Genomic DNA, 21,116 nt, shown 5'->3' with positions numbered 1-21,116 from the left:
GAGATCAGCACCGACGCCCTGACTGCCATGCGCCAGTCACGTGCTGACGCGCAGACCGCGCAAGATGCCCAGGTAGCTCGCGCCCAAGACATCACTCGCGCCGCCGAGCGCGTCCACTTCACTCCGGACAGCAGCAACGGTTCAACTGCTGGCTCTCCTGACCAGCCCGCCGCCTTTTGATCAGTTAGTCCCGGCATCGGCACAGTCCGGCTGACCGGGCAGCTGCGTACCCGAGTTCGTTCGGCCACCGCACATGGCACTGCGCGCAGTTTGAGTGCAAGTTCGTTTGATGAACGCCCCGTGTGAGCGCGTTGTGGCATCAGCTGGGCCAACGCCGCAAGTGAAGGAGAACCGCATGCCGGATTCAACGATGCACGTCACGCTCGATCCCGCAGGGGCCCTTCGGACGTTGGTCCTACAAGAGCCCGGTCATCCCGACATCACCCTCACACTCCGAGGAACTGCCCCGGAGACGTTGCAATACCACGGGCAGCTCTGGGCAACTACGCACCGTCGACTCCACCGCCCGATGGCGCGCAACGGCTACCAGTACGTGCACGTCCTACCCTTAGCAACTCATACCAACCAAAGCTGACATATGATACATCATCGGCTTAATTCGCCGGAGTCTTCTGAAGGAAAGGGCTCGGGCTGCGCGACGGCGCCATGCGGGGAGATTCGCTAGCCACCTCCGGACATGCGCCCCGTCTACTGATGAGAGTGTCTGACACGGTCCGGTAGGTGAAACCCCGAGACTGGACGCGTGAACTTCATCGACGGCTTTGCGTTTCGCGGCTTTCGCAGCTTCCCAAGTGGGAAGTCGGCGGAGCTCTACCCCCTGAGCAAGATCAACCTTGTCGCGGGGCAGAACAACGCAGGGAAGCCCAACGTATTACGCGTCATCGCGTCGACCTTTGCAGCGGAGCAAGCCGGTGAGTCGACGTGGGATCGCCCCGTCGGGGATGGCGAGCACCGGTACGTGCGATCGATTCACTACCCGGTAAACACAATCCTCTCTCGCAGTGAAAATCGGTTCCCCCGGGATCGCGACCGATCTGTCGGGACTCCTGACGAGTAGCTATGGGGGCTCGAATGGTGAAGACACCTACCGCGTGCTCGACTGGTTGATGAGGAAGCGCCCCAAGATTCCCTACGCGGTCGTAATCAGCGGGAATCGTTCTATTTCAGACGAGGACACTGCAGCGCCAGATCTCAACGGGCGCAGCATTAAGAGCCGGCTGCAGCAGCTGCAGAGCCCGGCAACGGATCGGCTGTCTGATCGCCAGACGTTTGAGCAGTTCCAGCAGTTTGTTCGCACCGTTCTCGATGATCCGACGCTAACCATTGATATTCCCTTTGATCCCCGACCCGTTCGGTCCGAGCAGCCCGATGGTGGTGCCGGCCGGGATGTCGAGACTGACGTCACGGAGCGCCCAGAAGTCCTCGCTGTGCCGTCGGCCGGCGCGGCCGAGCGTGACGACGCGCTCCTTGAGCGAGTTGTCCTTACGGATCGTGAACTTCTTGGAGACGTTCCGGACCTCGACCACGTTGGGTGCATCTGCGAACGGGGAGACGGTTGCCTGAGGCTCGGATCCGCTGCTGGTGACTTCCGGTGACGGTTGCATCGCTGCCACAGACTAGCTCTGCTGATCGAAACGGTGACGCGTTGCCCGCACTCCGAGCGCGACGCCGATCACCGTGGCGGTCCCCCACAGGAGGACGGCGGCTGCAATCCCCGCGTAACCGAGCGGGGTCACCGCACTTAGCGTGGCCAGACCTGCTTTCGACACTGCGAAGTGCGATGCCTCATAGGCGCTCTGGTACGCAACGCTCAATCCATACGCCGCGATGAGCGGTGCGCCCACCAGCGCGACCACAGCGACTCGTTGCCGGCGCTCAGCCGTAGTGGTGATCGCACGAGCAGCGAGCACCACGACAATCACAAGTGCCGTCACCGCAAGGTTCACCTGCCGCCCGTCACCTGCGAGGACCGAGTGGGCCGAGCGTGCAGCGACGACCCCGGTCAGTAGGGCCGCCCCAATGACGAGCGCCGCCCACAACAGCAGCGGCCACGCCCGGGTGAGGGCACGCTCGCGCCGCAGGAGCGCCCAACAGATGATGGCGAGGCTGCCGACGGTGAGGAACGCGATCAGTGGCGGCGTCAGCGCTGCTGCGTTCCGTCCGAATCCGCCCCAGAACAGTGAGCTGAGGCCACCCCATTGCGCGTCGATCACGTTGCCGAAGGTGTACTCCAGCGGCAGCGCTGTCGACACATCAGCCGTGCCAGCAACAACACGATGCACTGTACCGAGGTACTGCTGCAGCGCGCTCACGACGGCGACACCGCCGAAGACGAGGACAAGCCCGGCGTCGAGAGCTCGCCGGCGGGCATCCCGACCGGCGGCAATCCCGACACAGAGGAGCGCGAACACCGGGACGAGGAGACCGCTGGTGCTGACTACCGCCGCCAGCGCCGCGACTACCGCTAACCCGGCAGAGGTCCACCATGAGCGGTCACCGGTCCACATGCGGACTCCGAGCCACACCGCCACAGCGCTGAGCAGCGTCGGCAGCGCCAGCATGTTCGCCGTGCCACCGGTCTGCGCGAGCTGCGGAACCGCGAAGAGCAGCACCGGTGCGATCGCAGCGGTGAGCGGCGACAATGAGAACCGTCGAGCGGTCGCGAAGACCAGCGCCGGCAGCGGAGCCAGCAACACGACATTGATGATGCGCAGCAGCAGGACCGCTTCATCCCAGCGCAGGGATGCCCACCCTGACACCCGGAGCGCCAACGCGTTCACCCAGTACCCAGCTGCCGGGTTCTGCGACGCAGTGACGACGTCAGGTGCCTGACCCGGGTGCGCGCGAAGCAGCTCCGCGACGCTGCTGTGCGTCGACGCTGGCGTTGCGTACCCCTCCGACAGAATCCACCGTGTCGCGCTGAGCGCATGATGCTGACCGTCGGTCGGCCACCCGCCTCCGAGTGCGAGGCGGAACACCGCGTCGAGCGTGTTTGCCTCGGCAAGAGCGCCTCCCATTGGAAGCACCAGCGCCCACACCAGCATCAGCCCGACCCACGCGAACATCATCGCTACAAGCACCGTCGTGGCGGAGCCACGAAGCCGGAACCACTTCGACCCGCTGGGTCGGCGCGTATCGGCCGGAGCGCTCATACGGCCTCCCTTACAGGCAGTCGGCGGCTGTACAAGATCCCGACGGTGAGCCCGGCGATCGCGACGGCGACGCAGAACAGCGCCACACCGCCGGGAGCATTCGCTTGCTGAAAGAATGCGGCAAGACCGTTCGAGGTGATCGCAGTGGCGCGGTTCTCCCAGAACGTCCGGTAGTCGAACGCGATCCCGTAAAGCGCGATGAGACCGAAGGCCACCGACAGCCCCGTCGCGAGTGCGCTACGACCAGACTGCGTGCGTGGGAGTCGACGCCACGCCACGGCGCTGAGAGTGATCAAGGCGATCAGCGCGGGGAAGTAGTAGCGGCCCTGGGTGCCACCGACCACACCCATCTTCTGGTAGCCCGTCCATGCCTTCGTCGTTTCGATCAGGAGGAAGGTGACCGGAAGCACCGCGATCACCGCGATCGTCGGCAGGTCATCTCGGCGCCGGAAGGTGAACAGCACGATGACGCCGATCGCGAGGACCGTCCCGACCTCAACGAGGATCTGCGACATCGGGTACTGCGCGGTCCTGCCGGGACTCCCCCAAAACGTCTCCGACAGCCGCGTCCAGAGCGTCGCGACGTAGGTCGGAAAGTCCGGTCCCTGCCCGTCAGGGAACGGGATCGGCTTCCGGGACACGAACCCCTCGGGCTGGATTGCGCCGTACACCAGCAGGTTCCGCACCCACCACCAGGCTCCCGTTCCAGCTGAAACCGCCGCCGCAAGAGCTGTCCACAGGACCGCCGTGCGAAGCCCTCGAGCGCGGTACACGCCAACAAAGATCGCGATTGCGACGAACGGGATCACCGGAAGGGCCGTGCCCTTCATCCAGATCATCGCCGAAAGAACCACGCCGAGCAGCACCGTCGTGACCAGGCGGCTGTCCCCGGTCAGGACGCGAACCGCGAGCAGCGTCACCACCCCGCTCAGCAGCAGCACGGGAGCGTCATTGGTCACGGTCGACCCGACCACCGCGACCTGCGGGATGCCCAGGACCGCGGTCGCGGCAACAACCGCAGCACGAGGAGAACGAGTCAGACGCCGCACACTTGCCCAAGCCAGTAGCGGCAGTGCCGCCGTGCAGAGAATGCTGAGCAGCCGCATCGCCAGCACTGCGTGATCCCACCGCAGGTTCTCGAACCCAATCAGATGCAGGAAGCCGGCCTCGATGAAGTACCACGTCGGCGGATGCTGCGACATCTGGTTGATGACGGAGACGTTGGGTACCGCGGTGAAGGTGTGCAGCTGCCCCGGATACTGCTGCAGTAACTGTCCCCACGTCTGCCCCGACACCTGCTGCGGATCGGCGAACGCTGCAGCGGACGACGCCAGGAGATGCATGGTGCCCGGGTCCGGCCACGTGTAGCCAAGTGCGAGGTGGAGGACAGCGTCGACGTGCTGGACCTCATCCGCTGCCTGGAACAGCGGCGTGATGATCGCCCAACACAGCAACACCGCGAAAAACGCTGCAGTCAAGGACCCAACCACGGTCCACTCGCGGCCAGTGACCGGCGGGCGAACTGATGACTGGTCAGGCTCGATCACCGCGGGCCGAGAGGCGGCGGAAGGTTGCGGTGGTCGCTTCAAGGAGGAGTCTCGATCAGAAGGTGGAGAGCTCGCTGATCAGCCGGCCCCACCCGTTCCGGCGGCGGGCGAAATCAGACTACACGGACCCTCAAGAGCAGCTGCTAATCCAGGCTTCGGCGCAGGTTGCCGTCCTTCCAAGGCGAGCAGCAGCCATCATGGCTCTATGAGCGAAGCAACCGCGGAACCCTCCGTCCTCGACGTCATCGGTGGACTGAGCGGCGTGACACGCGCAATGATCATCCGCTCGCTCAGTGGGATGGCAACGCCTCGAGCAGCGGACGAGATCGCAGAGACGCTGAGCATCACCAAGGCTGCAGCGCAGGAGCACATTGACGCGCTGGTCGCCATCGGGGTGATGACTCGAACGCCCGCATCTGCCGCCACAGCGAGGCCGCTATATCTCATCGATACGGCAACGCTCACAACCCGCCTCGAGCAGATGCGCGCCTACCTCCTGAATGAGGAGCAGGTCGCGACGGGTCCGAGCGAAGCGCAGAGCAGTGCTCGTGGCGCTCTCAAGCGCCGACTTCCCCGCTTCGGCAAGGACACCTGAGCGGCCTAAAGCGGTCCACTACGAGGCTCGGTGATGAGCCTTCAACTCACTGGTCCCTGCCGCGTCGACCCCAGAGCAGCCCCGGGAAGATAGCTCCGAGCAGCAGCACCAGACCAGCGGCGACGACAAGACCTGAGATGCCGCGGGTTGGTCCACCGAACGCCAGGGCGAAGCCAATGACCGCAGAGACGGCTCCGACGGCGCCAACCGCAAGTCGGAGCCAGCGCCGTCTCACCACGACACGAGCGTAGCTCGTTCGACTCGTTCGCCACCGGGCTAAGGTCGGGCTTCGCGCTTCGCTCGGCGCGCAGCCTTCTGCCGCTGAAGGTCGTTCAATGTGTCGTGTACCGACGCGAAGAAGCGCTCTCGCCCAGGGGTTCCTGAGAGCTCTCGCGCTTCGTTTCGTCGCCGAAGCCGATCAGCCAACGTCAGCGCGAGCGCACCGATGAGGGCAGCCAGCATCAGGCATACGGCAGCGAGAACGAGGTCCGCGGTCCTCTGCTGACCGTGTTCCGTAAGTGCGATGGCCAGCCAGATGGTCCCGAAAGCACCGAAGAGCAGGGCATAGGCCGCCGAGAGCGTTCGGACCGCCTCATTGCCTGCGGGCGTTGGGTACTGCTTGGCGTCGACCGCTGCGCTCTCCCGAACCACTCGGCTCAGTTCGATGCGCAGCGCTGTGTCGCTGTGCTCCGTGAAAAAACGGCTCGTCTCTCTCGTGCCGAGGGCTCCTCATAAGGCAGCTGCGTCAGCGCCACGTTCAGCGTAGCGACGGGCACTCGACGAGCGAACCCCCACGAAGGTCCCCACGATGCCCATCACCGTGCCCAAGATGCCGAAGATCGTTGCCATGACGATAAGGCCGGCCATGTCATGCCCTCCTGTGCGTCGGCGACGCTGGCTCCGGTCGGTTGCCCACAGTCATCAGTTAGCGATGGTGCGAACGTCAACGAACAGCCCTGGCGGCGGTGCCATGTACGGCAACGGCTCCCCCGGGTCCGTCGTGCCCGACGACTTGCCAAACGGACCCGCCGGGCTCATCAAGACGCCCATGTGGTGATCGGCGTGGTCGCGCCACCACACGCTCATCCCGGTCGCTCCGTCGTCGCGGTTCCCGCCGGTAGGTGACAACCAGGAACTCGCGCACGAACTCGTCGGCGGAGCCGTAGAACGTCTCCGGTTCCGACGGCAGCGTGTCCGCGTCGTCGACATCCTCCACGTGCCCGTCCCACTCCGCGACCATGCTCACCGTCCGTCCTCCGCCTCGAGCGGCTTGACCGTCGACGCGTTCAGCCACGGGTTGCCCTCAGCAGGCACGGTGGCGGTCGCAGCAGCCGTCGACGCGGTCCGTTCGACCCGCTCGCCGACGTCGTACGCCGCGATCGACGCCTTCACCTTGTCCGCGTCCGCACCCTCGTACCAGGGCGCCGTGCGGATCATCGACGACCGCAGACCCGATGCCAGGAGGATCGCGCGGCCACGGGGCAGCTCGGCGAGTTCCGAGGTGTCGAGGATTCGCCGACGGTTGTTCTGCACATTGGTGGACCGGACGCCCTTGTTCATCGAGTACGACACCGTCTCGTGGTCGTAGTCACCGATCAGCTCCGACAGTTCCCGCAGCCACTCGGTCTCCTTCACACCTCCCAGGTACACGACCTCGTTGGCGGCGGAGAAGAGCTTGCGCATCCCGGCGAGGCTGAACACGTCGACGCCCTGCGACCAGGACTGGAAGATCGACATGATCGGGATCCCCCGCGACCCGTAGTGCGAGTACAGGTCCGGGAGGTCCTTCCACCGGCAGACATTCGCGGCCTCGTCGAGGATGCACAGCAGCGGCGTCTTGAGCCGGCCGCCGGGCTGCGTCTTGGCGAGCCGTTCCCCGGCCTCGACGACGGCGACGGTCAGCGCGGTCACCAGCGGCGCCGCGGTGCCCTCACCCTCCTTGGACAGCGAGTACAGCGTGTCCGTGCCCCGCACGAACTCGTCGTGGCTGAACTGCGGCCGACGATCGCCAGCCATGTTGCCGCCGAGCGGGGTCACCCACCGGCCGATGCGGCTGTTCTTCAAGCACGCCGCCATCTTCCGGGCGGTGCCGTAGACGCCGTCGCGCTGCTTCGGGGACGTGCGGGACTGGCTCTCGACGTCGTCCGCGATCAGGTCGTACTCGCCGCGGCGGAGCACGGACACCATCTCGCGGTTGTCGGGATCAGTCAGCCACGTGAACACGTCGGTGATCGGCCGGTTGTCCAGCGCCGCGGCGAGGAGCATGCCGGCGAGGAGGTCCTTACCGGCCGGGTCGAAGAACGCATCGCCCTTGTCGCCGGGCTCCCGGGAGCCGGCGGCGAAGTGTCCGGCCAGCTTCGCGGCCGTGGTGTCGTCCGTGACGTACGAGAGCGGGTTCCACCACCACGTCGGCTGTTCGTCGACGACTTCCTGCGGGTCGAACACCCACGTCGTGCCGACCTCGTCACGGAGCTTCCGCGTCGTCTCGACCGCGTCGGACTTGTTCGACGTCGTCAGCAGCGGGCCCGGGGCGGCGAGGATCGCCGGGACGACCAGCGAGATCGTCTTCCCCACGCGGGGACCGGCGATACCGATCGTGACGTCCTCCCACGATGCGGAGAGCGCCCGCTGCAGCAAGCAGCATCCGAACGAAGTCGGCGTTCGAGAAGTCGTAGTGCGGCGATCGCCGGGTGTGTTGCATGGGCGATGCAGCGTGCGCGATGTTGGCCATGTCGGGCCCTGTGCGCGGTCGGACCGGCCCGTCGGAGAAGGACGCCGGGTCGCGCCTCGATCGGCTACCGGACGGACAGTTGCGTGGACGCACGTCCTTCCGGGAGCACCCGCGGGCATCCGAACGCTTCGAGATCGCCAGCGATGCATGTTGCTGGCCCCGGCCGCACTCCCGCCCAACCACAGGCATCTGCGCCGAGCCGCTGCCCTGCGGCTGACGCCCGTTTCCAGCCAGAGTGCGTCCGACCCGAAGTCCGAGGCGCACTCGCCCCTTCCTCGAGTGTGCGCAGCGAAGCGCAAGCTGTCACGTCAGGCTCCGCCAACAGGCTTCGCCACTGCGATGCGCTGCTGAAGCTCCAGATCAGCGCGAGGGGATTCGAGAACTACAGGTGCAGGAGGACATCCTCCGTGTCACCGAGGCGCGTCGACCGGCGCTACCTGACGACCTGCGAGTGAAGAACGGGCTCGGGGCGGCGTGGGGCTCGCCGATCTGACGACTCTTGAGGAGTCAGGTGTTGATGGGTGGCGCGGTGACTCAGGGACGGTATTCGTCGCGCTTCTTGGTGTCCGTTGCGGGCGACGTTCCTGGCGGGGTTGCGCCCCCGGACCCGAGGGAGCTGAGAACGCCGAAGAGGGTTTGCAGCGCGAGGAGTGTGGTGCGTCCTATGGCTTTGAGGGCTCGCAGCATCGGGGTCTCCTACTGATTGTTCGCTGTGCCAGCCACCTTAGGCCCGTGTGCCTGTCCGGGGAAGATGCCGTCCGACCGGGGTACATGTTCTGTAGGTAGAAGCGCCTCTATCTAAGTACCCCAGCAGTTGAGTCAGACTCATCGAAACTGAAAGGGGGTTCAGATGCAACAAAGCAAGCGAGGCGCTCTTCTGGCCGGAGTGTCAACAGCTGTAGCTCTGGGTCTGATCATCGCGACGCCGCTTCAAGCCCAGGCAGCAACGAAGACGTACTTCAACGCCAAGACGTTCACGAATTCAATCCACGAGTCGGGAACGTACTCGACGGTGGGCGGATCAGTCTCAGTACCGGGCAGCATATTCGTGGCGCGCGCGACCGTTCGAAGCCACGCGTCCTACGAGGGCTACGGAACCGTCAACTACACCGTTCCGAAGCAGAAGACCGGTACGTACTGCCAGTTCCGAATGCCGAGCGGTGGCACAGCGGACAACATTTCGCTGACCTGCAAAGTCAAGTACTGAGGGGGAACCATGAAGAAGTCAACAAAGAACTCCATGGCCGTGTCCGCAGTCGTGCTCGGCATCGCCGGCGCGATCGCGTTCGCAACCGGAGCAACCGCGGCAACCGAGGCGGCGCCCGCGCCGCAAGCGGCCGTCAAAGCCGACGCCGCGAAGTGGTCCAAGTCGCTGAACGTGTTGTCAAAGGTCAGCACGCCGGCGGATGCAACTCCGCTCGGCCAGACCGAGCTCTTCGACGCGTCCACGAGCCGGCTCGTGTCCTCCACGTCTGAGGCTCGCTACTGGGCGGCGCTGAACAACCATGGCGAGGTCTGTCTGGTGGCCGCTGTCGCGTCCGACGAGCCCGAGCCGTACGTCGGCGTGACCTGCGGGTCGAAGACACTGCTGACCGAGCACGGTGTCGGCATCCAGGTCGTCACAAAGGCGACCGCGGTTCGCGCCTACCTGGTGCCGGACAAGGTGAAGACGGCAAAGGCGCCTGCGTCGATTGCTTCAGCAGCGGAGAAGGCGGCCGGGAACGACAACGTCGTCCTCGTCGACCCGTACGCCCCGGCTGCGCAGTCAGAGCAGCGGCTCCTCGCCACGACGGCTTCGCAGGGCAGCGACGTGCAGCTGCTGCCGTTCGAGACGCCTGACCCGAGCGAGCTGGACTGATCGGGATGCGCACGCTGAAGAAGACCGCGTTCGGCAGCGTCCTCGCCGCGGCTGCTGCGCTGCTGATGGTGTTCACGGAGCCGATGACGGCACAGGCGGTGACGTACTCGTCGTACTACTCCGGGGGTTCGTTCCGGAACGAGGTTCACCACTCGGCTCGGAAGACGTTCCGCTACTCGAACATGAAGCTCCAGCTGGACTTCCTCACGGCCAAGATCACTGTCTCGTACGGACCGGCAGGGTCCACGAGCGGGATGGGGCACGCAGCGACGGACTTCGGGAAGAACGTCGCGAGCGCTCAGGTGTACTGCCAGTGGAACTACCCCACCGGTACCGGCCTCGGCGCGGGGACGTACTACAAGTCCTGCTCGACGGGGAAGTAGGCAGTTCGGAGGAAGGCCCAGCGGGGTGTCACTCTCAGGGTGGCACCCCATTGGGCTGTCCAGCTGCAGCACCGCCTCGTCCGGTCGTCCTGCCTGCCTGCCCGGTGCGCTCCGTGCACCGACGTCGTGCTCGAGACCCTTCGTGCGCAACAGCGCGGAGGTGAACTGCGGGTCGGGGCCCTCGGCGACGAACTCAGCAGCGAAGAGCAGCTCGAGCAGGCCCTGCCTCGGTTGCACCGGCGGTCGACCACATCGTTCGCATGACCGAGGGTGGAGGTGACGAGCGACGCACCGGTGGTGCTACCTCAGACGCGAGCACTTCCTCTTCGGTGAGGACGGTGTCGATGCGGAGGCCGCGCGAGCGCGTTTCGGACGCATCGACGTTGGGTTCGAGCTCGTTCTCGTCGTCATGGTCGCCCCGAGCGTCGTCCGTGACGCGGCCACTCCCTCGATCGAGGAGGGTGTCGAGTCGTCGTCTGGCGCTGCGACGCACGAGATCCGGGTGAGCACGGCATCCCCCTCGAAGCTCTCGACCCCACCGGCCCACACGGTGAGGGGCTCGTCGGCGTGGAGGTCGACGGAGACCACGAGGTCGTGCGGGTTGCCGAGCCGGCCGTAGTCGTCGAACACGGAGAACTGCACGTCCGCCGACGGGCAGTCCCGGTCCGGGATGAGATCGAACCCGATGCAGCCGAGGCTCCAGCACCCCTCGGGTTGTGCCTCGTGGTCCTGCGTGGGGAACCAGGTCGCGACGTGGTCGTCGATCTCCGGCCGCGGCCGACACCCGGCGGCCTCGATGCCGCTCCACTGCTCCGATGCGACCGAGGCCAGGAACGCGGGGGTCCCGGGCCGGACGCGGACCGACCGCTCCTGGGTACGCGTGACCGGCCCGGTCTCGCTGTCCGCGAAGCCGATCGTCACGTGCAGGTCGCACTCGATCGAGGCGACGATGCCCCACGCCAGGCAGTCGGAGTCGCCCATGGCCGCTTCGCAGACCGCTGCCCACGCGTCCTCCTCGTCGAACTGCGCGATGCGCACGGCCCCGCGTTCGACGGCGAACGGTGCGACGGGGAGACCGCGCGCGCCGCGAGGTGCGCCACCGGTCGGTGTCGACGTCGTGGTCGGTGTGGGCATCGGCAGGGGTTCGGCGGCCGCGTCCTGGAGGACCGCCTGAGGCCGGTCCGGCTCGAGCGTCGGGATCGCCCAGCTGCCGACCCCGGCCACGAGCGCCAGGACCGAGAGGCTCGCACCGAGCCACAGCGCGCCCCGTCTGGCGCTGCGCACGTCGGCGACGGAGACGGTCGGGCGCCACGCCGGTGTCCGAGCGGAGCGGTCGTCCTGCGCACCGATCGCCAGTGCCGTGTCGACGGCGAGGTCCCACCAGCGGACGGTCGCCACGAGGTACAGCCCGCCACCGCCGACGATCGGGAGCGCACCGAGGAGGGCGACGAGACCCGATCCGACCACGGTGAGCAGGACGCCGCTGACCACGAGACCGAGACCGACCCAGCGCGCCGCCTCGAGCGACCCGCCTGTCCGCATCTGCGCCCGCACGACGTGCACGGACGTCCTCGTCGGCAGGTGCTCCACGCGGCGAGGCTACTGAGGCGGCCCGGGCCACCGCAGGCCCCTGTTCGGGCCGGACCGGACGCCTGTCGGCTCGCCACTGCCGGACGGGAGGCGCGGGGGCAGCCCGCCCCGCGCCTCCCGTCCGGCAGTCGTCACGTCGAGTCGCCCGCCGTCTTCCGCCGCACCCGCCCCGCCGACCGCGGCGGGTGCTGCCGCAGGTGCCCGCTGATCCGCCCGAGGACGTCCCCCAGCTGCGCGGCGTCGTCGTCGCTGATGTGCGCGAACAGCAGTCCGTGCACCGTCGCGATGTGCCCGGGCAGCACGGTGGCGAGCGCGTCGCGCCCGGCGTCGGTGAGGGAGACCACGGTGCTCCGTTCGTCGTCGGGTGACGGTCCCCGCGTGACGAGCCCGCGCTGCTCGAGCACCTGTGCCTGGTAGGTCAGTCCGCTGCGGCTGTAGACGACCCCGTCCGCCAGGTCGGTCATCCGCAGCCGCCCGTCCGGCGCATCGCCCAGCCGGGCGAGCAGCTGGAACTGCACGTGACTGAGCTCGCCGGCGTCGCGGAGCTGCTGCTCGACGGCCGGGCGCAGCAGGGCCGCGACCTCGGTGAACGACAGGTACGCGCCGAGCTGGGTCGGGGTGAGCGCCGACGGGGGAGAGACCATGACCCGATCCTACCTGTTGCTTCGAACTCGAAGCAGGTGTACGGTCAACCTATCGCTTCGAATTCGAAGCAAACGATGAAAGGGAAGACGATGAACGAGGACACCATGCAGGCAGTGCGGTTCCACGAGGTCGGCGGTCCGGAGGTCCTGCGGATCGAGGACGTCGAGCGCCCGGCACCGGGTGCGGGCGAGGTGCTGCTGCAGGTCACCGCCTCCGCCTACAACGCCGCCGACAACGGCATGCGCGGCGGGTTCCTGCCGATCCCGGTCCAGTTGCCGCACGTGCCCGGCTACGACGTGTCCGGCACGGTCGCCGCGCTGGGCGAGGGCGTCGACGGCCTCGCCGTGGGCGATGCGGTGGTCGGGTTCCTGCCGATGGAACGCGACGGCGGTGCCGCCGAGTACGTCGTCACACCCGCGGAGGCACTGGTCGCCGCCCCGACGAGCGTCCCGCTGGTGGACGCCGCGGCACTCCCGTCGGTGGCGCTGACGGCATGGCAGGCACTGTTCGACGAGGGTCGCCTCGAGGCGGGCGAGCGCGTGCTGATCAACGGCGCCGGTGGCGTGGTCGGGAAGTACGCGATCCAGCTCGCCGTCCGTGCCGGCGTGCACGTGGTCGCCACCGCGAGCCCGCGGAGCGCCGACGCGGTCCGCGCCGCGGGGGCCCAGCAGGTGATCGACCACACCACGACCGACGTCCTGGCGGCGGTCGACGAGCCGGTCGACGTGCTGCTGAACCTCGCGCCGATCGAGCCGGAGCAGTTCCGGGCGCTCGTCGCCGCCGTGCGTGACGGCGGGGTCGTGGTGAGCACCACGGCGTTCATGGCGACGCCGGACGACGAGTCCCGGGGCGTCCGCGCCGCCACGGTGTTCGTCCTGCCGGACCGCGGGCGCCTGGCCGAGCTCGTCGCGCTCGTCGACGCCGGGCAGCTGACGGTCGAGGTCACCCGGCGCATCCGGCTCGAGGACCTCCCGGCGCTGCACGCCGCGGGCGCGGCCGGGCGGATCGCCGGCAAGGTCGTCGTCACCGTCTGAGGGACGACGACCGCCGGCCGGTCAGCCGATGAAGGACGCCGCGTCGACCGCGTGCTCGCCCGTGACGTACGGGGTGAGGTCGACCACCCGGTCGTCGAGGCGGAAGACGTACCGGCCGACCTGCTCGACCACCGCGCTCCCGCCGAGCCAGTCCGCGGCCTCGGAATGCTCCTCCGGTCGGAGCCAGTCGACGGGGTCGGACGTCGACCGGAACCCGAGGACCGCCGCGGTGTCCTGCAGCGCTCGACGCTCGTCCGCGCCGAGCAGGTTCCGCTCGCTGCGGAAGTAGACCGAGTCGGGGTCCACCTCGTACAGCCGCCGCATCCACACCCGGTTGACCGAGGACACCAGCGCGTTGCGGGCGCCCTCGCCGGAGGGGTCACCCACCCGCTCGGCGTTGTCCCAGAACGGCGCGACGTCCGGTCCGACACGGGCTCCGTCGAACACCCCGACCGAGGGGATCATCGGGACCCCGCACCCGAGCAGGTAGACATCGTCGCCGACGGTGGCTCGGATGTGCTCGATCGCCTGCCGGTAGGCCTGTTCGCGGGGCAGGTCGACGTGTCGGTGCCCGGCGATCGCCCCGGCGTACATGAAGTCGAGCTTCAGGTAGCTGTAGCCGTCCGCGGTGATCCGGTCGAACACCCCGCGGAGGTGGTCGGTCACCTCCGGGTTCGTCGTGTCGAGCGAGTGGTAGTGCGACCCCCAGTTGTGCCCGGTGACGAGCGGACGGCCGTCGTCACCCGCGACGAGCAGGTCGGGGCGCTCGGTGGCGATCGTCGAGCCGGGCAGGGCGATCAGCGGCGCGAGCCAGATGCCCGGACGGAAGCCGTGGCGCGCGATGGTCCGTGCGGTCGCCGCCATCCCGCTCGGGAAGTCGGGCCCCGCCGTCCAGTCGCCGACGATGGGTTCCCACCCGTCGTCCATCTGGAAGACGTCGACCGGGTAGCCCTCGAGGTCGGCGGCCGCCCGCGCGATCCGGTCCTCGGTGATGTCCTCGTAGTACGAGTACCAGCTGCTCCACACGGTGCCGGCGCGGGCCGTCCGGCGACCGAGGCGCTCGGAGACCCGGTCGGCGTACGCGGCGAAGACGTCCTGCTCGGCGCCGTACGCGACGAACCACTCCGCGTCGTCCTGCTCGCTCGACGCCCACAGGACGTTGCCGTCGGCGCCGACCCGCGGGGTACCGAGCCCGAGCGCCCCGACGAGGAGGGTGCCGCCGTCCGGACCGGTCACCGCACCCACCGCGCTGCCGGAGTGCGCGTGCGGTGTCTCGTTCGCGGCGTCGTCGGCGGTCAGCAGGCGTTCGGGGCTGTCCTTGATCCCGATGGTGTCGCCGTCGACCCGCGTCCACCCGCTCGGGCTCCACGAGTTCCAGCCGTGCCGGTAGAACTCGGCGCGGTGCCCGAAGGGGTGGAGCAGCGCGACGGGGCCCGCCGGGACGAGCCACCCGTCCGCCGTCCGGCGCGGTGGTCCGGAGACGTTCGCGGGCACCCGGAGGCCGTCGAACTCGAACATGTGCTGCACGGGTGGTCTCCTCGTGGTGTCGGCGCGTGGTGTCGATGCCTGGTGTCGGTGCGTGGTGTCAGCGGGCGGCGCTGGAGCTGGCGGGGACCGTCTCCGCCGTGAACCGCTCGGGGATCGGTGCCCCGGCCCGGCGCATCGCGACCAGGACGCTGCCGACGGTCGGATCGTGTCGGGGTTCGACGAGCTCGAGGGTCGTGTCCTCGGCGAGCAGTGCGGTGGCGAAGGCCTCGCGGAACCGCGGCGCCCGGAAGAGCCCGCCGGAGTACGACACGGGGACCGGTTCGTCGGCGGGGAAGCCGAGCGCGCGGACCGTCGTGCCGACCAGGGTCGTGAGCTCCGCGGCGGCGCGGTGCAGGACGTCGGCAGCAGCGTCGTCGCCGGCGTCGGCGGCCGCGACGACCACCTTCGCCAGGTCGGCGACGGTGCCGCGGTCCGCGCCCCACTCGTCCATGACGACACCGATCAGGTCGAGGTCCTCGGTCACCCCGACCCGCTCGCGCACGAGTGCGTGCAGCGGACCCCGGGGGAGTCGGCCGTCCGCCATCCGCGAGAAGGCGTTGAGCCCCTGGACGGCGACCCAGTACGCGGACCCCTCGTCGCCGAACACCTCGCTCCAACCGCCGACGCGGTGCGCGGTGCCGCCGCGTTCGCCGTAGGCCATCGACCCGGTGCCGGCGATCACGTTGACGCCGTCGCGGCCGGCCAGCGATCCGGCCCAGCCGCCGACCATGTCGTTGCCGCAGGAGTACCGGTCGTGTCCGAGCACGTCGGCGGGGAGGGCGTCGAGCACGGGGGTGTCACGACTCGACTCCCCGTGACCAGGGATGCCGAAGTGCGCGAACGTGATGTCCGCCGGGGTGATGCCGGCCGCCGACGTCACCGCGTCGACGCCCGCACGGACGACGTCGCCGACGAGACCGGTCCCCGCGTCGAACCAGGAGGAGGCCGGCTGCCGCGACTCGGCGAGCGTGGTGCCCTCGCCGTCGGTGAGCAGGAACGCGGTCTTGGTGCCGCCGCCGTCCATGCCGAGGAAGACGGTCATGCCCGTGCAGCTCCCGCGCGGTGGTCGTGGATGGTCACGCCCTGGACGACGCGGTTGACCGTGCCGCCCGGGAACGGGTTGTCCGGCGTGCACCCGTGCGCGACGGACGTGGCGAGGGCGAGGAGCTGGGCGAAGCCGACCAGGGCGACGCTGCGGAACGCGTCGTCGAGGCCCGCCAGGTCGTCGAGCGGGAAGGAACGCTCGTCGTCCGCGTCCCCGCTGACCGAGACGACCCGGACGGCTCCGTCCGCGCGGAGCTCCCGGAGGATGTCCGCGTCGTACCGCGCCGTGTACGGGTCCGACGAGCCGTAGACGACCACCAGGGTGTGCGCACCCGCGACGGCCTTCGGGCCGTGCCGGAAGCCGAGCGGGGTGTCGAAGAACGACACGACCCCGCCGGCGGTGAGCTCGAGCAGCTTCAGCGCCGACTCGCGTGCCAGGCCCTGCAGCGCTCCGCTGCCCAGGTACACGACGCGTTCGGTGCCCTCCGCGAGCGAGGCGATCCGTGCCTCCAGGCCGGCGATCGTCCGTGCCGCCGCGACCAGCGCGCCGGTGCCGGTCACGAGCTCCGGCCGGAAGGCCAGGAGGACGGCGAGGAGCATCGTGGAGAAGCTGGACGTCATCGCGAAGCCGGTGTCGTTCGTCTCGGCCGGCATGTCGAGGACGAAGGACCGGTCCTGCCCGCGGTGCTCGCGGGCGAGGGCGCCCGTGGGGTCGCAGGTGACGACCAGGTGGTGCGCACCGGGCGCGACGTCGTCGACGACGCGGGTCGCTGCGACGCTCTCCGGACTGTTGCCCGAGCGGGCGAACGAGACCAGGAGCACCCGGCCGGGGTCGCCGAGCGAGCCGTGCGGGTCGGCGACGATGTCGGTCGTGGCGATCGACTCGACGCGACGGCCGAGGTGGCGGCGCAGGTCGACGCTCGCGATGTCCCCGACGAAGGCCGAGGTGCCGGCCCCGGTGAGCACGATGCGCAGGTCCTCGTCGGCGAGCAGCGGCTGCAGGAAGGCGTCGAGCGCGGCACGGCGGTCGTCGAGCGACGCGACGAGGCGCTGCCAGCTGTCGGGCTGCTGCAGGATCTCGCGGTGGGTCGCGGTCTCGTCGGCGCGGACGGGGGCGGTGGTGGTCACAGGGACTCCTTGCTGGTGGTGGTGGTGACCGTGCCGGTGGCCTGCGCGCGCGGGGCGACGGCGGCGGCGTACGGACGCAGGACGTCGCGGACGCGGTCGAGCACGATGTCCTCGGCACGGTTCGGCAGCAGGCCCTCGCGGACCCGCTCGTACTGCACGGGCAGGTACTGGCTCAGCAGCGGGAGCGGGATGCCGACCTCGTCGAGGCTGCGGACGAGCGCCTCGGTCGCGGCGGTGATCTCCGGGTCCGGCCAGTAGTAGCGCATGCGGTCGCTGTAGCTGTAGGTGCGGGCGATGCGCTGCTCGTGCGCGTCGCCCTCGTAGTAGCGCTCCCAGCGGTCCGGCTCCGCGAGCATCCGACGCTCGACGACGCTGCGCAGGTCGACCGCGCTGCCGTCCGGGACGAGTTCCGCCTCGACGGCGTCGAGGGCGAACAGCGCCTCGCGGAGCCCGAAGGTCAGGCCGGGGCCGACCTTGAGCACCGCCCAGTGGTCGTCGACCAGGGCACGGAGCGCCTCGGGCGTCTGGTAGTCGGTCGAGTGGGCCTCGTACACGAGTCCGGGCGTCGCCTCGATGACCTCCTGCAGCGCGGTCGTGGCCTCGGGCACGTAGTCGATGACCTGCAGGTGGTCGAACTCCACCGCGGGCTGCACGACGAGGGCGACGACGCGCGGCCACACGTCGGCGAGGCCGGCGCGCTCGAACGCTGCGCGGTGCACGTCGAGCGTCCCGACCGCGGCCGTCGCCGGGGTCGGCTCGAGGTCGTGCAGCGTCTCCTTCGCCCCGCCGGGGGTCGGGACCTCGGTGCCGATGACGTAGACGATGCCGTCGCGGTCGATCCCGGCGTCGGTGGCGGCGGACTCCGCGGCGGCGAGCAGCACGGCGGCCCGCTCGGCGACGACCGCGTCGGTCAGCGGGGCGACCTCGCCCTGCAGCGGCATGCTGCAGTCGAGGTGGATCTTCGTGTAGCCAGCGGTGACGTAGGCGCGGACGAGGTCGACGGCGAGCGGCATCGCCTCGGCGGCCGGGCGGTCCTGCCACGTGTTCGGGCCGAGGTGGTCGCCGCCGAGGACGAGCCGGTCGGCCGGGAAGCCCTCGGCCTCGGCGAGGTCGAGCACCGCGGCCCGGAAGTCCGCGGGGGTCATGCCGGTGTACCCGCCGAACTGGTCGACCTGGTTGGAGGTCGCCTCGACGAGCAGGGGCGCGTCGTCCTCCAGCGCCTGGCGCATCGAGGCCCGCAGGACGTAGGGGTTCGCCGAGCAGACCGAGTACATGCCCTCACCGGATCCGGCACGGTGGCGAGCGACGAGCGCAGTGATGGGGTTCACGTGGTTCTCCTGGTGCGTGCGCCGCGGTCGGCGGCGCTGCCGACGCGGCACCGTCCGGCGCCGCGTCCGGACCCAGTGTCGGCAACGACCGATCACTTCCGCTGCCACAACGATCACTCCGGTCATTCGCAGTGATCGTTCTGGCGGATGATGGGTCCATGGACAACGACTCGCCGGACGTCGGCCGCAAGCGGCGGGACCGGATGCGGGACATCCTCGAGCGGGTGCGCGAGCAGGGCTCGACGAGCACCGACGAGCTGATCCGGGCCTGCGGCGTCTCGGCGGCCACGGTCCGACGCGACCTCGGCGAGCTCGAGGCGCGCGGTCTCGTCGTGCGCAGCTACGGCCGGGTCGAGTCGGTCGGCGCGCTCCCGGAGCTGCCCGTCGTGATGCGGGCCTCGGAAGCCGACGCCGCCAAGCGCGCGGTCGGTCGGCTCGCCGCACGGCTCCTGCCCCCGGGGCGACAGGCCGTCGCGGTCAGCGGGGGGACCACCACGAAGGAGGTCGTGCGGGCCCTCGGCGACCGGAACGGTCTGACGGTGATCACGAACGCCGTGACCATCGCGCTCGAGGTCTCGCGCAGCCCGCGGGTGAAGACGATCCTGACCGGCGGCACGCTCCGCGCCACCTCGCTCGAGGCCGTCGGTCCCCTGGCCGAGGCCGCGTTCGCGGCGTTCAAGGTGACGACGGCGTTCCTCGGCACGGACGGCATCAGCGCGGCCGGCGGCGTCACCACGCACGACGACACCGAGGCGCGGACGAACGGCGTGATGGTGACGCACGCCGACCGCGTGGTCGTGGTGTGCGACGGCTCGAAGGTCGGGCGGCAGACGATGGCGCGGATGGCCGACATCGGCGACGTGTCGGTCCTGGTGACCGACGAGCACGCCCCGGCGGAGGCGCTCGAGCAGATCGCCGCGGCCGGGGTCGAGGTCCTCATCGCCTGAGCGCTCCACGCCCGAACGCGCACTCGTCCTGCGCGTTTCGCGAGGCTGCGTGGTGGTCGTGCCCACCGCGCCCTACCGTGGGGCCCGGCCGGCGAACCCCGTCGAGGCCGCGCACCCGGACGCCGCAGGAGCCCGCGTCGGGACGCGTGACCTCCCACCCCTCCGTGCCCTCTGCCACCCGCCGGGTGGCCCCGACCGTCGTCCCTCGGCGGTACCCCGAACGAAGGGCTTCCCATGACCCGCATCGTGTTCGTCGGCGCCGGGAGCGTCGTCTTCACGCGACAGCTGCTCGCCGACCTCCTCCGGTACGACGACCTCCCCGAGCTGGACCTCCGGCTGTTCGACGTCGACGAGCGTCGCCTCGCCGTCGCCGAGGCCACCGCCCGCCAGGTGAGCGAGCGCCTCGGCCGGCCGGTCACCCTCACGGCGACGACCGACCGACGTCGCGCCCTCGCCGACGCGGACTTCGTCGTCGACATGGTGCAGATCGGCGGGATCGCCGCGACCCGGACCGACCTCGAGATCCCGGAGCGGTACGGCCTGCACCAGACCATCGGTGACACGACGGGGGTCGGCGGCGTCTTCCGTGCCCTCCGCACCTTCCCGTTCCTCACCGAGCTGACCGCGGACATGCGCGAGGTCGCCCCGGACGCGGTCCTGCTCAACTACACGAACCCGATGGCGATGAACATCTGGTGGGCGGACACCGTCGCGCCGGACATCACGGCGCTCGGGCTCTGCCACAGCGTCTACTGGACCGCGCACGACCTCGCCGGACTCCTCGGCCTCGACGTCGAGCAGACCCGGTTCCGCGCAGCAGGCGTCAACCACCAGTCGTGGCTGCTCGAGTGGACGCACGAGGGCGAGGACCTGTACCCGCGGCTCCGCGAGCGCATCCGGCAGGACCCGGAGCTCGAGCGCCGGGTGCGGGTCGAGGTGTTCAAGCGGATCGGCTCCTACCCGACCGAGACGAGCGAGCACTCCTCCGAGTACCTGTCGTGGTTCCTCCGCTCGCCGGAGCAGGTCGACCGGTTCCGGCTGCGTCCGCTCGAGTACGTCGGCATCTCCGAGAACAACGTCGCCGAGTTCGAGGCCGCCGAGCGCGACCTGGCGGCCGGCCGACCCGTGCAGCTCGAGGAGGGCGCCTCGGAGTACGCCCCGCAGGTCATCCACTCGCTGGTCACCGGCACCGAGCGCGAGATCCACGCGAACGTGCCGAACAGGGGCCTGATCGACAACCTGCCGGACGGGTGCGTCGTCGAGGTCCCGACCACGGTCGGAGCCGGCGGCATCGCACCGATCCCGATGGGGGCGCTCCCCGTGCAGGCAGCGGCGCTGAACCGGCCGTACGTCTCCGTGAACGAGCTCACCGTGCACGCCGCGCGGACGGGCGACCCCGTCGCGATCCGGCAGGCGGTGCTCATGGACCCGAACGCGTCCTCGACGCTCACGCCCGAGCAGATCTGGGAGCTGTGCAACGACCTCGTCGTCGCCCACGGGGACCTGCTGCCGGAACCGCTGCGCGCGACGATCCCCGCACGCGGGATCTGAGCTCGCCGGCCGACGCACCACTGACGACGAAGGAG

21 protein-coding genes are annotated in these 21,116 nt (G+C 69.4%); 9 read left to right on the top strand and 12 right to left on the bottom strand.

Annotation, left to right across the window (positions count from 1 at the left end):
* Together J2X59_RS15590 and J2X59_RS15585 are read left to right on the top strand one after the other, a co-directional pair.
* The coding region (locus tag J2X59_RS15590) for a hypothetical protein (RefSeq protein WP_326497279.1) at positions 1–180 on the top strand (180 nt) is incomplete at its 5' end.
* A gap of 583 nt (positions 181–763) precedes the next feature.
* Positions 764–1,078, top strand: a complete 315-nt coding sequence (locus J2X59_RS15585; protein WP_326497278.1) for a hypothetical protein — start codon at positions 764–766, stop codon at positions 1,076–1,078.
* Between the two features lie 259 nt (positions 1,079–1,337).
* Here J2X59_RS15585 and J2X59_RS15580 read toward each other — a convergent pair whose 3' ends face one another.
* The 3 genes from J2X59_RS15580 to J2X59_RS15570 all read right to left on the bottom strand — a co-directional run bounded on the left by J2X59_RS15580 (position 1,338) and on the right by J2X59_RS15570 (position 4,651).
* Positions 1,338–1,547, bottom strand: coding sequence for a hypothetical protein (locus J2X59_RS15580; RefSeq protein WP_326497277.1), 210 nt, complete (start codon positions 1,545–1,547; stop codon positions 1,338–1,340).
* Positions 1,548–1,637: 90 nt separating this feature from the next.
* Entirely contained in the window at positions 1,638–3,173 is a 1,536-nt protein-coding gene (locus J2X59_RS15575) for a hypothetical protein (protein WP_326497276.1), read from the bottom strand.
* Positions 3,170–4,651: an ArnT family glycosyltransferase gene (locus J2X59_RS15570; protein WP_326497275.1), complete on the bottom strand. Its 1,482-nt coding sequence runs from the start codon at positions 4,649–4,651 to the stop codon at positions 3,170–3,172. Before J2X59_RS15570 ends, J2X59_RS15575 begins: the two co-directional genes overlap by 4 nt.
* A gap of 274 nt (positions 4,652–4,925) precedes the next feature.
* Between J2X59_RS15570 and J2X59_RS15565 the strand changes: the two genes are divergently transcribed.
* Positions 4,926–5,315 carry a hypothetical protein gene (locus tag J2X59_RS15565; RefSeq protein ID WP_326497274.1) on the top strand — a complete coding sequence of 130 codons (390 nt, stop codon included), beginning with the start codon at positions 4,926–4,928 and terminating at the stop codon, positions 5,313–5,315.
* Between the two features lie 729 nt (positions 5,316–6,044).
* Here J2X59_RS15565 and J2X59_RS15910 read toward each other — a convergent pair.
* The 3 genes from J2X59_RS15910 to J2X59_RS15555 form a co-directional block, all read right to left on the bottom strand.
* On the bottom strand, positions 6,045–6,233 hold the full coding sequence (locus tag J2X59_RS15910) for a MotA/TolQ/ExbB proton channel family protein (RefSeq protein WP_400340390.1): 189 nt from the start codon (positions 6,231–6,233) through the stop codon (positions 6,045–6,047).
* A gap of 3 nt (positions 6,234–6,236) precedes the next feature.
* The gene (locus tag J2X59_RS15560; RefSeq protein WP_442781440.1) at positions 6,237–6,401 is read right to left on the bottom strand and encodes a DUF4913 domain-containing protein; all 165 of its coding nucleotides are present in this window, start codon (positions 6,399–6,401) and stop codon (positions 6,237–6,239) included.
* 156 nt (positions 6,402–6,557) lie between these two features.
* Complete coding sequence (locus tag J2X59_RS15555; RefSeq protein ID WP_326497273.1) at positions 6,558–7,952, bottom strand: type IV secretory system conjugative DNA transfer family protein; 1,395 nt, start codon at positions 7,950–7,952, stop codon at positions 6,558–6,560.
* 944 nt (positions 7,953–8,896) lie between these two features.
* Here J2X59_RS15555 and J2X59_RS15550 point away from each other — a divergent pair.
* Genes J2X59_RS15550 through J2X59_RS15540 form a run of 3 tightly spaced genes read left to right on the top strand, consistent with a single transcriptional unit; the run spans position 8,897 to position 10,287 of the window.
* Positions 8,897–9,253, top strand: coding sequence for a hypothetical protein (locus J2X59_RS15550; protein ID WP_326497272.1), 357 nt, complete (start codon positions 8,897–8,899; stop codon positions 9,251–9,253).
* 9 nt (positions 9,254–9,262) lie between these two features.
* A complete protein-coding gene (locus tag J2X59_RS15545; RefSeq protein WP_326497271.1) occupies positions 9,263–9,904 on the top strand; it encodes a hypothetical protein in 642 nt (213 codons plus the stop codon).
* A gap of 5 nt (positions 9,905–9,909) precedes the next feature.
* Positions 9,910–10,287: a hypothetical protein gene (locus J2X59_RS15540; protein ID WP_326497270.1), complete on the top strand. Its 378-nt coding sequence runs from the start codon at positions 9,910–9,912 to the stop codon at positions 10,285–10,287.
* Positions 10,288–10,587: 300 nt separating this feature from the next.
* Here the strand turns inward: J2X59_RS15540 and J2X59_RS15535 are convergent, their stop codons facing one another.
* Positions 10,588–11,877, bottom strand: coding sequence for a hypothetical protein (locus J2X59_RS15535; RefSeq protein WP_326497269.1), 1,290 nt, complete (start codon positions 11,875–11,877; stop codon positions 10,588–10,590).
* Positions 11,878–12,008: 131 nt separating this feature from the next.
* A complete protein-coding gene (locus J2X59_RS15530; RefSeq protein ID WP_326497268.1) occupies positions 12,009–12,521 on the bottom strand; it encodes a MarR family winged helix-turn-helix transcriptional regulator in 513 nt (170 codons plus the stop codon).
* A gap of 105 nt (positions 12,522–12,626) precedes the next feature.
* Between J2X59_RS15530 and J2X59_RS15525 the strand changes: the two genes are divergently transcribed.
* A complete protein-coding gene (locus tag J2X59_RS15525) occupies positions 12,627–13,556 on the top strand; it encodes an NADP-dependent oxidoreductase (protein ID WP_326497281.1) in 930 nt (309 codons plus the stop codon).
* 21 nt (positions 13,557–13,577) lie between these two features.
* Here J2X59_RS15525 and J2X59_RS15520 read toward each other — a convergent pair whose 3' ends face one another.
* The 4 genes from J2X59_RS15520 to J2X59_RS15505 form a co-directional block, all read right to left on the bottom strand.
* Entirely contained in the window at positions 13,578–15,074 is a 1,497-nt protein-coding gene (locus tag J2X59_RS15520; RefSeq protein ID WP_326497280.1) for a glycoside hydrolase family 36 protein, read from the bottom strand.
* A gap of 67 nt (positions 15,075–15,141) precedes the next feature.
* Complete coding sequence (locus J2X59_RS15515) at positions 15,142–16,125, bottom strand: N-acetylglucosamine kinase (RefSeq protein WP_326497267.1); 984 nt, start codon at positions 16,123–16,125, stop codon at positions 15,142–15,144.
* Positions 16,122–17,255: an SIS domain-containing protein gene (locus J2X59_RS15510; RefSeq protein WP_326497266.1), complete on the bottom strand. Its 1,134-nt coding sequence runs from the start codon at positions 17,253–17,255 to the stop codon at positions 16,122–16,124. The genes J2X59_RS15515 and J2X59_RS15510 overlap by 4 nt, the downstream gene beginning before the upstream one ends.
* Positions 17,252–18,583, bottom strand: coding sequence for a D-tagatose-bisphosphate aldolase, class II, non-catalytic subunit (locus J2X59_RS15505; protein ID WP_326497265.1), 1,332 nt, complete (start codon positions 18,581–18,583; stop codon positions 17,252–17,254). Before J2X59_RS15505 ends, J2X59_RS15510 begins: the two co-directional genes overlap by 4 nt.
* 158 nt (positions 18,584–18,741) lie before the next feature.
* Between J2X59_RS15505 and J2X59_RS15500 the strand changes: the two genes are divergently transcribed.
* Together J2X59_RS15500 and melA are read left to right on the top strand one after the other, a co-directional pair.
* Positions 18,742–19,530, top strand: a complete 789-nt coding sequence (locus J2X59_RS15500) for a DeoR/GlpR family DNA-binding transcription regulator (RefSeq protein ID WP_066651508.1) — start codon at positions 18,742–18,744, stop codon at positions 19,528–19,530.
* Between the two features lie 234 nt (positions 19,531–19,764).
* A complete protein-coding gene (gene melA / locus J2X59_RS15495; protein WP_326497264.1) occupies positions 19,765–21,081 on the top strand; it encodes an alpha-galactosidase in 1,317 nt (438 codons plus the stop codon).
* Positions 21,082–21,116 lie beyond the last annotated feature (35 nt).

The organism is Curtobacterium sp. 260 (genome assembly GCF_030803485.1).
Taxonomy (GTDB): domain Bacteria; phylum Actinomycetota; class Actinomycetes; order Actinomycetales; family Microbacteriaceae; genus Curtobacterium.
This window is presented reverse-complemented; position numbering and strand designations above follow the sequence as displayed.